Raw genomic sequence first — 14,060 nt, 5'->3', positions numbered from 1 at the left:
AGACGTGCGCTTTACCCGGGCGTGTGGTCCGCGGCGGAGCGCTGTTCGGCGATCAAGTCGGTGAGACGCGCAATCTGCCGGCCGTCCGCACCGAAGTTGCGGTCGTCGAGCCATTGCTCGAAGCCCAGACGGATCGCTGGCCATTCGCGGTCGAGGATCGAAAACCACGTGGTGTCGCGACTGCGTCCGCGATAGACCAGCGCCTGCCGGAACAGCCCTTCGTACGTGAAGCCGTAGCGCTCGGCCGCAGCGCGCGAAGGCGCATTCAGCGAATCGCATTTCCATTCGAAGCGCCGGTTGCCGAGCGTGTCGAACACGTACTTCATCACGAGGTACATCGTTTCGGTCGACGCGCGGCTGCGTTGCAGCAGCGGCGAGTACGTAATGTGGCCGACTTCGATCATGCCGTTCGTGGCGTCGACGCGCATCAGTGCGAGCGTGCCGACGGCCTTGCCCGTCGCGAGATCGATCACCGCGAAATGCCGCGGGTCGGTGAGCGTCGTCATTTTCGTGAAGTGCGCCTTCCAGACGTCGAACGAATCGAACGGGCCGGCCGCGAGGTAGGTCCAGTTCCGGCCGTCGGGCGCAGTGGCATGGGCGTCGAACAGATCGCGCGCGTGGCGCTCGACGTCGACCGGCTCGACGCGCACCAAACGGCCGGAGAGCGTAACGGCTTCGGGTGCTTTCGCGCCACGCCAGTCGGGCAGCGGCGCGCCGACAGGCAGGCCGTATTCGTTGTGCGTCGGGTTCAAGCGGGACTCCTCATCGGTGTGGGCGCAAAGTCATGCGCGGGTTATCGACAGCATACGACGCGCGAGTCCGCGTTTTTAGAGCCAATCGGTGGCGGCAGGCTGGGGCCAGCGCGCCATGTTCCGCGTTTCTTCTGTCTTGTCAGCCTTATTGCGTCTCCGTACACTCGCGCCTGACCAGAACGGCGCCGTGCCCCACCCGCACGCCAACAGAGAGGAGAACCCCCATGGCCGAATCCTATTTCCCACGCTGGCGCGCGCAGCCAGGTTCCGTCGAAGGCCGCGTCGTCGGCCCCGATGAACGGCTGCCGGCGCCGCAGATGATCGCGATGAGCATCCAGCACGTCGTCGCGATGTTCGGCTCGACGGTGCTCGCGCCGCTGCTGATGGGCTTCGATCCGAATCTCTGCATCTTCATGTCGGGCATCGGCACGCTGCTGTTCTTCGTGATCGTCGGCGGCCGCGTGCCGAGCTATCTCGGGTCGAGCTTCGCGTTCATCGGGCTCGTGATCGCGATCACCGGTTACACGGGGCATGGTGCGAATCCGAACATTCCGCTCGCGCTCGGCGGGATCATTGCGTGCGGGGTCGTCTACGCGATCGTCGGCGCGGTGGTGTCGGCGATCGGCACGAAGTGGATCGAGACGCTGATGCCGCCGGTCGTGACCGGCTCGATCGTTGCGGTGATCGGACTCAATCTCGCGCCGATCGCGGTGCACGGCGTGAGCGGCAGCGCATTCGAATCGTGGATGGCGCTCGTCACGGTGCTGTGCGTCGGCGCGGTCGCGGTGTTCACGCGGGGGATGGTGCAGCGTCTGCTGATTCTGGTCGGTCTGCTGATCGCGTATGCGATCTACGCGATCGTCGCGAACGGCTTCGGATTCGGCAAACCGATCGATTTCTCGATCGTCGCGAACGCCGCGTGGTTCGGCCTGCCGCACTTCACTGCGCCGGCCTTCGACGCGAAAGCGATGACGTTGCTCGCACCTGTCGCCGTGATCCTCGTCGCGGAAAACCTCGGCCACATCAAGGCGGTCAGCGCGATGACCGGCCAGAATCTCGATCGCTACGTGGGCCGCGCGTTCATCGGCGACGGCCTCGCGACGATCGTCTCCGGCTTCGCGGGCGGCACCGGCGTGACGACCTACGCGGAAAACATCGGCGTGATGGCAGTGACGAAAATCTACTCGACGCTGGTGTTCGTCATCGCGGCGGTGATTGCGCTGATCCTCGGCTTCTCGCCGAAGTTCGGCGCGGTGATCCAGACCATTCCGGGCCCGGTGCTCGGCGGCGTGTCGATCGTCGTGTTCGGGCTGATCGCGGTGACGGGCGCGCGCATCTGGGTCGTCAACAAGGTCGATTTCGCGGACAACCGCAACCTGATTGTCGCCGCGGTGACGCTCGTGCTCGGCGCGGGCGATTTCTCGCTGAAGCTCGGCGGCTTCGCGCTCGGCGGGATCGGCACCGCGACCTTCGGCGCGATTGCGCTGTACGCGCTGCTGCGCCGCAAACCCGCGCAGGCGCCGGTCGTCTGAACCTTTAGCTCTTCGCGCGGCCGCGGCTCGTCAGCGCAGTCTCGGAGAGATCCACTTCGCGCATCAGCTTGCCCAGCGTTTCGTCGTTGATCTTCTGTGCGTTGCGCAGGCCGAGCAGCGCCGCGCGTTCCGCGCGCATCGCGGCGAGCTTCATGCGGAACTCGAGCGCCTCGGCGGCGCGCGCTTCGTCGGCGGTTTCGTGCACATCGGTGAGCGTCGCGAGCCGGCGGCGGTACAGGTCCATGACGCGCGCGGTGACGTCGGTCGCATGGGCCGCGGTCGTTTCGTCGCAATCGGCGGTCTCGGTTTCGTGCAGATCGTCGACCGCGCGGATCGCGGCCTGCGCCGCGTGCACGCGCGCGGCCTGCTCTTCGGCCGCGTTCGGATCTCGACCGCGGCGCCAGCCGCGCAGCAGCAACGGCAACGCGATCACCGCGACCAGCAATGACAGCAGAATCACACCCGACGCGATGAAGATCGCGACGTCGCGGCCCGGCAGCGCCGTGCCGTCGGTGAGCGTGACGGGCAGCGACAGCACGCCCGCGAGCGTCACCGCGCCGCGTACACCGGCCACGGTCGTCACGGTCACCGTGCGCAGCCCCGGCACCGCGCTTTCTACGCCACGTTTCGCGGCGCCGCGGCTCGCGAACCAGCGCAGCAGCCATACCCACACGAAGCGGATCGCGTACAGCGCGAGCGCGACCGCCGCGACGTAGCCGAGTAGACGCCACACCTGCGCGTTGCTCGCGTGGTGCGCATCGAGCAGCGCGCGGCCGAGCACGTGCGGAAACTGCAGGCCAAGCAGAATGAACACCATTCCGTTGAACACGAAATCGATCATCAGCCACAGGCCGGTCATCCGCATGCGGGTCGCGACCGGGCTCGACACGACGATGCGCGTGTAGTTCATCATCATGCCGGCCGCCACCGCGGAGAGAATCCCCGAGCACCCGATATGCTCGGCGAACAGATACGCAGCAAACGGGATCAGCAGCGTCATCACGACGCCGGGCGCCGGGTCGCCGTCGCGCGTGAAGTTCAGGAAGCGCTCCGACACGAAGCTGAACAGCCATGCGATGGCGACGCCCGTCGCGAGTCCGCCGGCGGCGATCACGACGAAGCTGATCGACGCGTCGCGCAGCGAGAACACGCCGGTCAACGCTGCGGCGACCGCGAACTTCAGCGCGACCAGACCGGACGCGTCGTTCATCAGCGCCTCGCCTTCGAGGATATGCATCAGCTGCGGCGGAATGCGGTTCTTGCCGGCAATGCCGGTCAGCGCGACCGCGTCGGTCGGCGACAGCACCGCGGCCAATGCGAAGGCGACCGGCAGCGAGATTTCCGGCGCGAGCATGTGCACAAAGTAGCCGACCGCGAGTACCGTCATGAACACGAGTCCGAGCGCGAGCATCAGGATCGCGCGCCGCGCCATGAAGAACTCGCGCTTCGGAATGCGCCAGCCGTCCGCGAACAGCAGCGGCGGGATGAACAGCAACATGAAGATCTCGGGATCGAAGGTCACGTGCAGGCCGAGCACCGGCCACGCGAGCATCGCGCCGATCGCGATCTGCACGAGCGGCAGCGGCAGCGCGAACGGCAGCAGACGGACGACGATGCCGGACACGGTGACGGCGAGCAGCAGAATCAGAACGGTAAAGACGATTTCCATCGGCGGATTCGAAAGCGGACGACAATGAAGCGATGCACCGGGCACGACGCAAAGCGGCGAGCCGTGACGGCAAGTTGAACGGCGAATTGAACAGCGGTTGAAACCAGGGAAGAGTCCGCAGTGTAGCCGACGCGACGACGTGCCCGACCAGAACAGATGACCAACGTCCGCGCAAAAGTTCGCGGAGCGCGGCGCGAAATTAAAGAACTCGTAAAGAAGCCCGCAACCTCTCGCGCACTGCAGCGGTGCATCATGCGCCCTTAGCCGACGCACGAACCTTACGGGCGGTGCAAGCATCGATGCAAATTTCATCGGAACACGGATGCGAGTGTGCATGGAGCTTGCTTAGGATGATCCGATGACGCAAATTTCGAGAACGGATACGCGACCTCGCCCGCCGGCGACCGGATCGCCCGCTCTCGCTCGAGAGGAATGCATGACCATTGCGCAACAGGAAAGAACCGCGGCTTCGCCGCATGGCTTCGAGCTGTCGGTGACCTCGGGCTTCGACCGCTATTCGGTGCAGCACGACGACCTCACGCTGACGAGCGCGTTCCAGCCGATCTTCAGTCTGTCGCACATGCGCGCGGTCGGCTATGAAGGGCTGCTGCGCGCACACGACGCGCTCGACCGTCCGGTATCGCCGCTCGACGTGTTCGGCCAGGCGTCGCGGCTCGGCGAGGTGCTGCAGGTGGACCGGCTCGCACAGGCGCTGCACCTCGAGAACTACAAGGTACTCGGCGCGGAACGCGAGTGGCTGTTCCTGAATGTGCATCCGGGCGCGCTGACCGATCCGTATCATTCGGCCGCACTGCTTGCGAACCTGCGGCGCCTCGAGATCTCGCCGCGCCGCATCGTGCTCGAAGTGCTCGAGCAGCGCGCCGAAGACATCGAACGTCTCGCCGACGCCGTGCGACAGTTCCGCGAGCAAGGCTTCCTGATCGCGCTCGACGACTTCGGCGCGGGTCATTCGAACGTCGAACGCATCTGGCAGATGAACCCCGACATCGTGAAGCTCGACCGCGTGATGCTGTCGCACGCCGCGCATCGGGCCGATATGGCCGCGATTCTGCCGGGCCTCGTGTCGCTGCTGCACGAAGCGGGCAAGCTGGTGCTGATCGAAGGTGTCGAGACCGAGCACGAAGCGCAGATGGCGCTCGCGTGCGACGCCGATTTCGTGCAGGGATTTTTCTTCGGCCGGCCGAATCCGGGTGTCGCGGACAGCGCGCATGCGGCGCTGTGCATCAGCGAACTGACCGAGCGCTATCGCACGCAGACCGAAGCGCGCGAGCGCCACGACGCGAGCCGTCTCGCGCCGTATATCCGTGCGTTCGAACGCACGGCCGAACGGCTCGCGGCCGGCGAACCGCTCGACGAAGTGTGCTGGAACTTCCTCGCGCTCGACGATGCCGCGCGCTGTTTTCTGCTCGACGGCAGCGGCCGGCAGTCGGGGCGCAACGTCGTGCTGCGCGCGGACCGCGCGGCGCACGAAACGCGCTTCCTGCCGCTCGCCGATGCGCAGGGCGCGAACTGGCTGCGCCGGCCGTACTTCCGCGCGGCGATCGCCGCGCCGGAACGCGTGCACGTCACTCGACCTTATCTGTCGATCAACGAAGCGATGCCGTGCGTGACGCTGTCGGTCGCGACGCGCATCGGTGGACAGACCTGCGTGCTGTGCGGCGATATTGACTGGGTGGGCAGCGAGCGATTCTGACATCATGGCGTTCTCGACGCCGCCGATGCCAACCCATGTCCTCTTCTTCCGTTCTGCTCGAAGTCATCGCGACCACGGTCGCGGACGCGCGGCTCGCCGCGCAGGCCGGTGCCGACCGGCTCGAACTCGTCACCGCGATGGGCGAGGGCGGCCTCACGCCGAGCATCGGCCTGATCGAATCGGTCGTCGACGCGGTCGCGATTCCCGTCAATGTCATCGTGCGGCCGCATAGCCGCTCGTTCGTCTTCGACGCGAACGATCACACCGTCATGGCGCGCGACGTTCGCGCGATCTCGGCGGTCGGTGCGCACGGCGTAGTGATCGGGATGCTGACGCCGTCGCGCGAGATCGATCGCGAGGGGCTCGCGCGGCTTATCGATGCGGCGGACGGCCTTGCCGTGACGTTTCACCGTGCGTTCGACGAGACCCGCGATCTGCATGAAGCGCTCGACGTGCTGCTCGGCTTCGATGCGGTGACGAACGTGCTGACGTCGGGCGGGCGGCCTTCCGTATTGCAGTCGGTCGACACGATCCGCACGCTGGTCGCGCGCGCGGCCGGGTCGCACTGCACGGTGCTCGCGGGCGCCGGTCTGACGATCGACGCGGTCGCGGGCTTCGTGCGCGACACGGCCGTTCGCGCCGTGCACTTCGGGTCCGGCGTGCGGGTCGACGGCAACGGGCTCGCGCCGGTCGATCCGTCGAAGGTTGCGCGCGTCAGGGCGCTCCTCGACGGTTCAACCTGACGCGCGCTCTTACTTCGCAACGACGACCGGAATCCCGCGCAGCGTGCCCGCACCTTTCACTTCCTGCAACGCCCGCTGAACCACCGGCGACGTCACCGCCTCGAGATTCAGCTGCGCGGCGAGATCGCGTTCGCTGCGCTTCACGCCCGAGAGGTTCGCGAGCTTCACGTGACCGTAGCCGCGCACGCGTGCATGCAGATCGGCGAGCTTGCCGACGGTCTCCGCCGTCTCTGGCGTCACCGCTGGAAACGCACGCTGCATGGTGATTTCATAATCGTCGGCGAGCGCGCGTTCCATCCGGCGTTCGAGCGTCCTGCCGAACGGATCGAATGCCGTGCCGCGCAGCCCACGCCATTTCGCGAGCACGCCGAGCACCGGCCACAGCCATTGCCCGAACGTCACCTTGCGCGGCGCTTCGCCATGCTTCGAACGCGACAGCACCGGCGGCGCCATATTAAAGCGCACGCCGAAGTCCTTGCCCGCGACGCCTTCGAACTGCGCTTCGAGCGCCGCGCGGAACGTCGGGTCGGTGTGCAGGCGGGCCACTTCGTATTCGTCCTTCACCGCGAGCAGACGATAGAACGTCGTCGCGACCGCACGTGCGATGCGCTCGCCGTCTACGCCGCGTTCCGCCTGTCGCGCTGCATCGACGAGCGCACGATAACGCTTCGCGTACGCCGCGCCGCCGTAGGCTAGCAAGCGCGTTTCGCGGTCGGCGACCAGCTCGTCGAGCGTATCGATGCGCACCTCCGGTTGTGCCGCGTGACGCGCCTGCCAGAGTGTTTCGAGCGCGGCCGGTTCCGCGGCGGCGAGACGGCCCACCGCGAACGCGAGCTGGTTCATCGGCACCGCGACGTTGTTCAGTTCAATCGCGCGCATCAGTGCGCCGAGCGAGACCGGCACGAGCCCGAGTTGCCATGCGAAGCCGAGCATCAGGATGTTCGCGCCGATCGTGTCACCGAGAAAGCGTGTCGCGAGCGACTGTGCGTCGCAGGCCGACATCCTTTCATCACCGGCTGCGTGACGCATCTTCTCGTACAGCGCGTCGGCATGCAGGTTCGCGTCGGGGTTCTGCACGAACGTTGCGTTCGGAATCGCGTGCGTGTTGACGACGATGCGCGTGCGGCCGTGACGCACCGTCTGCAGCGCATCGGCGCTCGCGCCGACCACCATGTCGCACGCGAGCAGCACGTCGGCTTGCTGCGTGTCGATGCGCACCTGGTTCAGCCACTCGTCGCGCGCGGCGAAGCGCACGAACGACAGCACCGAGCCGCCCTTCTGCGCGAAGCCCATGAAGTCGAGTACCGATGCGCTCTTGCCTTCGAGATGGGCGGCCATGCTGATCAGCGCACCGACCGTCACGACACCCGTGCCGCCGACGCCGGTGACGAGAATGTCGTACGGCGCCGCATCGAGATGACCTTGCGGCAGCGCGAGTGCATCGACGCGTGCAGCGAGTGCTGCGACGTCGAACGCGACGCCCGCGGCCTTCTTCAGCTTGCCGCCTTCGATCGTCACGAAGCTCGGGCAGAAGCCGTTCACGCACGAATAGTCCTTGTTGCACGACGACTGGTCGATGCGACGCTTTCTGCCGAGCGGCGTTTCGATCGGCTCGACCGACAGGCAGTTCGACTGCACGCCGCAATCGCCGCAGCCTTCGCAGACCGCTTCGTTGATGAAGAGGCGCTTGTCCGGATCGGGGAATTCGCCTTTCTTCCGGCGCCGGCGCTTTTCGGCTGCACAGGTCTGGTCGTAGATCAGCACCGTGACGCCGTCGATGTCGCGCAGCACACGCTGCACGGCGTCGAGTTCGCTGCGGTGATGGAACGTCGTGCCTTGCGGAAAGAGGCCGTGATGGCCGTCGTATTTCTCTGGCTCGTCGCTGACGACGACGAAGCGCGACACGCCTTCCGCTTCGACCTGGCGTGCGATCTGCGGCACCGAAATGCTGCCGTCGACCGGCTGGCCGCCCGTCATCGCGACCGCATCGTTGTAGAGGATCTTGTACGTGATGTTGGTGTTCGCCGCGACCGCCTGGCGGATCGCGAGAATGCCCGAGTGAAAGTATGTGCCGTCGCCGAGATTCTGGAATACGTGGCGCGTTTTCGTGAACATCGAATGGGAGGCCCAGTCGACGCCCTCGCCTCCCATCTGGATCAGCCCGGTCGTGTCGCGCTCCATCCACGACGCCATGAAGTGGCAGCCGATACCCGCCTGCGCGATCGAGCCTTCCGGTACTTTCGTCGACGTGTTGTGCGGACAGCCGGAGCAGAAGTACGGCGTGCGCTTCACCGCGTCGGCGGCGTTCGACAGGATCTGCGGCGCGACCAGATCGACGACGCGCTCGCGCCGGTCGAGTGCGGGCTTGTGATGCGCGAGCCAGTTCGCGAACACCGGCAGGATGCGCGACGGCCGCAGCTCGCCGAGCGCCGACAGCAGCGGTGCGCCATCCGCCGCGTGCTTACCGGTCACGGTCGGCCGCGCGCCGGCGGTGCGGTTGTACAGGTAGTCCTTGATCTGCTGCTCGATCACCGGACCTTTCTCTTCGATCACCAGCACGTCGGAGAGGCCCGCGACGAACGCGTCGATGCGCGTCATTTCGAGCGGGAACGACAGCCCGACCTTGTAGATCCGCACGCCCGCGGCGTCGAGATCCGCGACGGTCAGATCGAGGCGGCGCAGCGCCTCCATCAGGTCCAGATGTGCCTTGCCGCACGTGACGATGCCGACGTTCGCGTGCGGGCTCGGCGCGATCCAGCGATCGATGCTGTTCGTGCGCGCGAAGTGGCGCACCGCGTCGAGCTTCGCGTGCAGACGCTGTTCGATCGTCAGACTCGGTAGATCGGGCCAGCGGTTATGCAAACCGCCTGTCGGCGTCACGAAGTCTTCCGGTACAGTCCATTCGGTGTGCAGCGCGTCGAGATCGACGGTCGAGCCGGACTCGACCGTTTCGGAGATCGCCTTGAAGCCGACCCACGCGCCCGAGTAGCGCGACAGTGCCCAGCCGTACAAGCCAAACTCCAGCATGTCGGCGATGTTCGACGGATTCACGACGGGCATGTGCCACGCGATCATCGCGAAGTCGCTCTGATGCGGCATCGACGACGACACGCAGCCGTGGTCGTCGCCCGCAACGACGAGCACGCCGCCGTGCGGCGACGAGCCATAAGCGTTGCCGTGCTTCAATGCATCGCCGGCGCGGTCCACGCCCGGCCCCTTGCCGTACCACATCGCGAATACACCCTCGACGGTACGCTCCGGGTCCGATTCGACGCGCTGCGTGCCGAGCACCGCGGTGCCGCCGAGTTCTTCGTTGATCGCGGGCAGGAAGCGCACGTCGTGCGTCTCGAGCAGTTTCTTCGCTTTCCACAACTGCTGGTCGACCATGCCGAGCGGCGAGCCGCGATAGCCGCTGATGAAGCCGGCCGTGTTCAGGCCGCGCGCGCGGTCGGCGTCGCGCTGCATCAGCGCGAGGCGCACGAGCGCCTGGGTACCGGTGAGGAAGATGCGGCCGCGCGTCGCGGTGAGGTTGTCCGACAGGCGGTAGTCCGACAGGGCAGGCGTGCCGTCGATCGGCAGGCGGGCAGTCATGGGGGAGTCTCCTTGTTATGCGCGTCTTATGCGTCCGCACACGTACGAGGTGGGGAGTGGAGGGATACACGTGCGGCGAAAGAGACTCTATTTTTTCGCGCCGATTAGAGAAGATTTTTGCTAAGTTCGTGCGCGGGTCTGGAGAGTGCGCGGTGGGGGCTGCGTTTTGTCTGGTTTTTGAGTGAGTTCTGCCGGGGCCCGTCGCGCCGCGTGATCTTCCCGGAGTAGACGGTGTGCGCCGACGTCCCATTGCAGTACCCTGACGGTTCTCTCCCAGTCCGCGGAGCCAACCGATGAAACTCTATTACTGGCCGAAGACCCGCGCGTTCCGTGCACTCTGGATGCTCGAAGAGGTCGGTGTGCCTTACGAACTCATGCGCGTCAACATCCGCGCGGGCGAACAGGGCACGGCGGATTACCGCGGCGTCAATCCGATGACCAAACTGCCGGCACTCGACGACGACGGCGTGCGCGTCGCCGAATCGGGCGCGGTGCTGCTGTATCTCGCGGACCGCTTTCCGGCCGCGAATCTCGGCGCGCCGCTCGACGATCCGTTGCGCGGGCGCTTCCTGCAGTGGCTGTTCTTCACGCCGAGCTGTCTCGAACCGGTGATGGCCGAGAAGATCACCGGCTCGGCGGGCAATTCGTTCAGTTTTGGGTGGGGCGATTTCGATCGCGTGAGGCAGGCGATCGACGGTGCGCTCGACGAAGGCGAATGGCTGCTCGGCGAGCGCTTCACGGCTGCGGATCTGCTGCTCGTCAGCACACTGCAGGTTGCGTTCTCGGCGCGCTTGCTGGAACCGCAGGGAAAGCTCGGCGATTACGTCGGTCGGGCGCTCGGGCGCGACGCGCATGCGCGCGCGATTGCGGTCGAGCAGCGCGAACGCGATGCGCTGAAGTAGCGCGATCGAATCGCATCACGTGGGCTGCGGGCCTGGCATCAGTTCGTGCGCTTCGAGCGGCACGACGTCGTCGAAATGCGTGTAGTCGATGTAGCTGACGCCGCCCTCGTCGCGGATCAGATCCACGTATCGATGCTGCCACCGAAGGCTCGCCGACGGCCAGGTGTAGCGCGCCTGCATGGTCTGCGCGGTGGTTTCGTCGGAGCCTTCGATCGTGATCAGCAGCGACGCGTCACTTGCCGCGAGCGTTGCGGCGGTTTCGCCGAACAGCGGGCTCGTTTCGTCGATCACGTGCATCAGGTTCCAGCCGAGCATGAAGATCGGATGCTGGTCGCGTACCAGATCGAGGTCGCGGATCTTGCGCGACGTATAGCCTTCCGTAGTGGTTTCGAGGCGCATCATCCGCAGCTTCGCGCGGGCCTCGGCGATCACGTTCTGCCGTCCGTTCGCGGCGCGCACGATCAGCGTCATGCGGCCTTCGAGCGGCCGCACGACCGCATAGCGCGCGAACATGATCTTCGCGCGTGGCCGCGAGAAGCGCGCGAAGATCAGCCCGGTCGCCAACGCGATGCCCGACATCCCGACGAAAATTTCGAAGGTCGCGACGAGATGCGCAAAGTAGGTTTGCGGATGCATATCGCCGTAGCCGACCGTCGCGAGCGTCTCGACGCTGAAGAAGAACGCGCCCGCGAAACCGTGCGGAAACTGGTTGGCGATCGGCGCGGTGCCGAGCAGATACAGTGACGCGAACGCGGTGTTCAGCAGCAGGAACAGCACCGCGAGCGAAACGAAGAAGGTGGGCCAGTTGACGAGCAGCGCGCGGTGATACAGGTCCTGCCAGAAGCGTACCGGCGCGTTTTGAGCGAACACGACGCGGCCGACCCCTTCGAGGCGGCGTCCGCGGCGGCGCAGCGGTGCCTCGTCGGTGGTTTCCGCGTTGAGCGAGTCGTCCTGCGAATCGGTGACCATCGCGTTCCCGGCGAGATGAAAACGCGCACAGCGTAGCATGCGCCGCCGTGCACGCAAGCCGGTACACGCAGTGGCCGCGCGACGCTCAAAAGGAACGCGCAACGCTCACGGAAACCCCCGCGGCTTCGGAATCCCGGCGCCGTGATCGATGTCGGACACCGCCTGGCGGTGCGCCGTTTCGATCGCCTCTTCGAGGTCCGCATAGCCGGCGTCGCCACCGACCGTGGTCCACGCTTTCACAGCCTTGTCGCGATGACGGATCTCGTATTCGGCATCCCAGCGCGCGCTGTGCAGTTCGAGCGGGCGCACGTGGATCGCGTAGACGCCGTAGAGGAAGAGCTGATCAGCCATGGTTGCCTCCAGCTGTTCAGGGAGAGTGGAAACGGATTGACTGGCGCCGCGCGCGGAAACAAACCAGACGGGCGGCGCCGCTTAACTACAGTTCGAGTGCGCCGAGGATGCGATGAGCGAGCGCCTTGGCTTCCTCGAATGCTTCCTCCGGAGTGGACGACGTCGTATCGACCTCGTAGAGCGTGCTCTCCGGCTCGGCGCCTTCGTCGCGTTCAAGCGATACCACGCCCTGGTACTGGTCTCCGTCTACCGGTCGCACCGTTGCGGTCGCCGTGTAGATCCCTTTGGTATAGGTGATGTCGTCCATGATGCATCTCCTCAAGGGTAGGGTAGCCCCCCTTCCTTACGGAAGAAGGGCCCCCTAAGAACTGTACGTGCGAGTTTCCCCGCATACAGCTCAAGCCTACTAGCTAAGTCCTGTTTCGAACAGAACCGGTTTCGTTACAACCAGATTGAGATGATGCACTTGCTGGTGGCAGTAAGGGTGGAGCAAGACCCGGTTGGATAATGCATCTGTCCCGCCATGCATCCGATATTCAAGATGATGATCGTGCCAGCCTGCTTCGTCCGTCAATGCACTCCCACAGTGCGCACAGTTGCCACCCTGTGATAGATACAGCGTGACCCATTGCTTCCGGTAGCGCATTGAGTCCTTCATACGCACCTGTCGCAATTGCTCACCGTATTGCTCCCACTTCGGATCGAAGGGATTAAATTCCCCTTTGACTTTCATATGTCGCTTGATGACCGTGCTGCTGGTTCGATATAGCTCAAACGACCCTCGACTGCCATCGTCGTGCACCACAGGAGCGGCGAATACCCAACTGCGTTCACCAATTGAGTGAAAGTATTTCTTTCTCACCCAGTCAGTGCTCTTGTTCGGATGCCGCCTCTTTGACCACCGCCAGAGCCTGTAGAACACCAGTGACTCCATGCGGCTGTACGTCTGCTTGGCAACTACAGGACTGTGATACTGCGCCCAGCCCCGTAGCATCGGGTTCAGCAGTCGGATCAACTCCTCCTGCTTCACCGTTTTGTGGCCACTGATCGTATCCGCCACCTTGCGGTAGAACGCTTGCGCATTCTTTTTGCTCGGTTTTATGAGCAGCTTTCCCGAGTACTTCCGGAAATTCCACCCGAGGAAATCGAAGCCGTCGTCAATGTGAGTGATCCGCGTTTTCTCCTCCGATAGTTGCAGTCCCCGTATAGCAAGGAAGGCTTCCACCCAAGGTCTGACTTCGCTTTCCAGCAACTCTTTCGAGTCACCAGTAATCACGAAGTCATCCGCGTACCGCACCACATTTACTTTCAGCCTCTTGGCTTTTGCGATCCCGAATTTCGCACCGAGGTGCGCAACCAGTTCACGCTCCAGCCCGTTCAGCGTCACGTTTGCCAGCGTCGGGGAGATGATCCCTCCCTGCGGCGTACCGGCCTCGGTCGCCCGTAGCTGACCTTTGTAAATCAGGCCAGCCTTCAGCCATTTCCGCAGAATCGTTTTGTCCATCGGGACATTACTTTCCAGCCAGTCATGGTTGATGTAGTCGAAGCATCCCTTGATATCCGCTTCCAGTACCCATCGGGCAGAGCCCTTCTGGGACATGGCAACGAAGATCTGGGACATGGCATCGGCCGTCGAGCGATTTAACCTGAACCCATACGAGTTCGGGTCGCTCGTCGACTCCGACACTGGCTCCAAGGCCAGCAGATACAGGGCTTGCATCGCCCTGTCCCGCATGGTCGGAATGCCCAGCGGGCGTTCCTTTCCATTTGGCTTGGGGATAAAGACCCTCCGTAATGGCAGAGGCCTGTATCCGCGGGCCGTCAACCGGTTGACGGC

General features: G+C 64.8%; 11 protein-coding genes. 4 read left to right on the top strand and 7 right to left on the bottom strand.

The window, feature by feature from the left end; genetic code table 11:
* Positions 1-11: 11 nt before the first annotated feature.
* Positions 12-752 carry a GNAT family N-acetyltransferase gene (locus tag ACREXZ_RS00055; RefSeq protein ID WP_431761982.1) on the bottom strand — a complete coding sequence of 247 codons (741 nt, stop codon included), beginning with the start codon at positions 750-752 and terminating at the stop codon, positions 12-14.
* 224 nt (positions 753-976) lie between these two features.
* Between ACREXZ_RS00055 and ACREXZ_RS00050 the strand changes: the two genes are divergently transcribed.
* A complete protein-coding gene (locus ACREXZ_RS00050) occupies positions 977-2,284 on the top strand; it encodes a solute carrier family 23 protein (RefSeq protein ID WP_431761981.1) in 1,308 nt (435 codons plus the stop codon).
* A 4-nt stretch (positions 2,285-2,288) separates the two neighbouring features.
* Here ACREXZ_RS00050 and ACREXZ_RS00045 read toward each other — a convergent pair whose 3' ends face one another.
* Positions 2,289-3,953: a Na+/H+ antiporter gene (locus ACREXZ_RS00045; protein ID WP_431761980.1), complete on the bottom strand. Its 1,665-nt coding sequence runs from the start codon at positions 3,951-3,953 to the stop codon at positions 2,289-2,291.
* A gap of 436 nt (positions 3,954-4,389) precedes the next feature.
* On the opposite strand from ACREXZ_RS00045, the gene ACREXZ_RS00040 reads away from it, so the two are divergent.
* Both ACREXZ_RS00040 and ACREXZ_RS00035 read left to right on the top strand, forming a co-directional pair.
* Positions 4,390-5,667, top strand: coding sequence for an EAL domain-containing protein (locus ACREXZ_RS00040; protein WP_431761979.1), 1,278 nt, complete (start codon positions 4,390-4,392; stop codon positions 5,665-5,667).
* Positions 5,668-5,702: 35 nt separating this feature from the next.
* Positions 5,703-6,410 carry a copper homeostasis protein CutC gene (locus ACREXZ_RS00035; protein ID WP_431761978.1) on the top strand — a complete coding sequence of 236 codons (708 nt, stop codon included), beginning with the start codon at positions 5,703-5,705 and terminating at the stop codon, positions 6,408-6,410.
* Positions 6,411-6,419: 9 nt separating this feature from the next.
* Here the strand turns inward: ACREXZ_RS00035 and ACREXZ_RS00030 are convergent, their stop codons facing one another.
* Positions 6,420-10,001: an indolepyruvate ferredoxin oxidoreductase family protein gene (locus ACREXZ_RS00030; RefSeq protein ID WP_431761977.1), complete on the bottom strand. Its 3,582-nt coding sequence runs from the start codon at positions 9,999-10,001 to the stop codon at positions 6,420-6,422.
* Between the two features lie 293 nt (positions 10,002-10,294).
* On the opposite strand from ACREXZ_RS00030, the gene ACREXZ_RS00025 reads away from it, so the two are divergent.
* Complete coding sequence (locus tag ACREXZ_RS00025) at positions 10,295-10,903, top strand: glutathione S-transferase family protein (protein WP_431761976.1); 609 nt, start codon at positions 10,295-10,297, stop codon at positions 10,901-10,903.
* A 15-nt stretch (positions 10,904-10,918) separates the two neighbouring features.
* On the opposite strand, the gene ACREXZ_RS00020 is transcribed toward ACREXZ_RS00025, so the two are convergent.
* The 4 genes from ACREXZ_RS00020 to ltrA form a co-directional block, all read right to left on the bottom strand.
* Positions 10,919-11,872, bottom strand: coding sequence for an ion channel (locus ACREXZ_RS00020; RefSeq protein WP_431761975.1), 954 nt, complete (start codon positions 11,870-11,872; stop codon positions 10,919-10,921).
* Positions 11,873-11,977: 105 nt separating this feature from the next.
* The gene (locus ACREXZ_RS00015) at positions 11,978-12,223 is read right to left on the bottom strand and encodes a hypothetical protein (protein WP_431761974.1); all 246 of its coding nucleotides are present in this window, start codon (positions 12,221-12,223) and stop codon (positions 11,978-11,980) included.
* 85 nt (positions 12,224-12,308) lie between these two features.
* Positions 12,309-12,530, bottom strand: a complete 222-nt coding sequence (locus ACREXZ_RS00010; RefSeq protein ID WP_431761973.1) for a hypothetical protein — start codon at positions 12,528-12,530, stop codon at positions 12,309-12,311.
* 99 nt (positions 12,531-12,629) lie between these two features.
* A partial coding sequence (gene ltrA / locus ACREXZ_RS00005) for a group II intron reverse transcriptase/maturase (protein ID WP_431761972.1) occupies positions 12,630-14,060 on the bottom strand: 1,431 nt, incomplete at its 5' end.

The sequence above is a fragment of the Paraburkholderia sp. genome (assembly GCF_050742655.1).
In the GTDB taxonomy this organism is placed as follows: domain Bacteria; phylum Pseudomonadota; class Gammaproteobacteria; order Burkholderiales; family Burkholderiaceae; genus Paraburkholderia.
The sequence above is the reverse complement of the archived record's forward strand: the minus strand, read 5'-3'. Positions and strand labels throughout refer to the sequence as shown.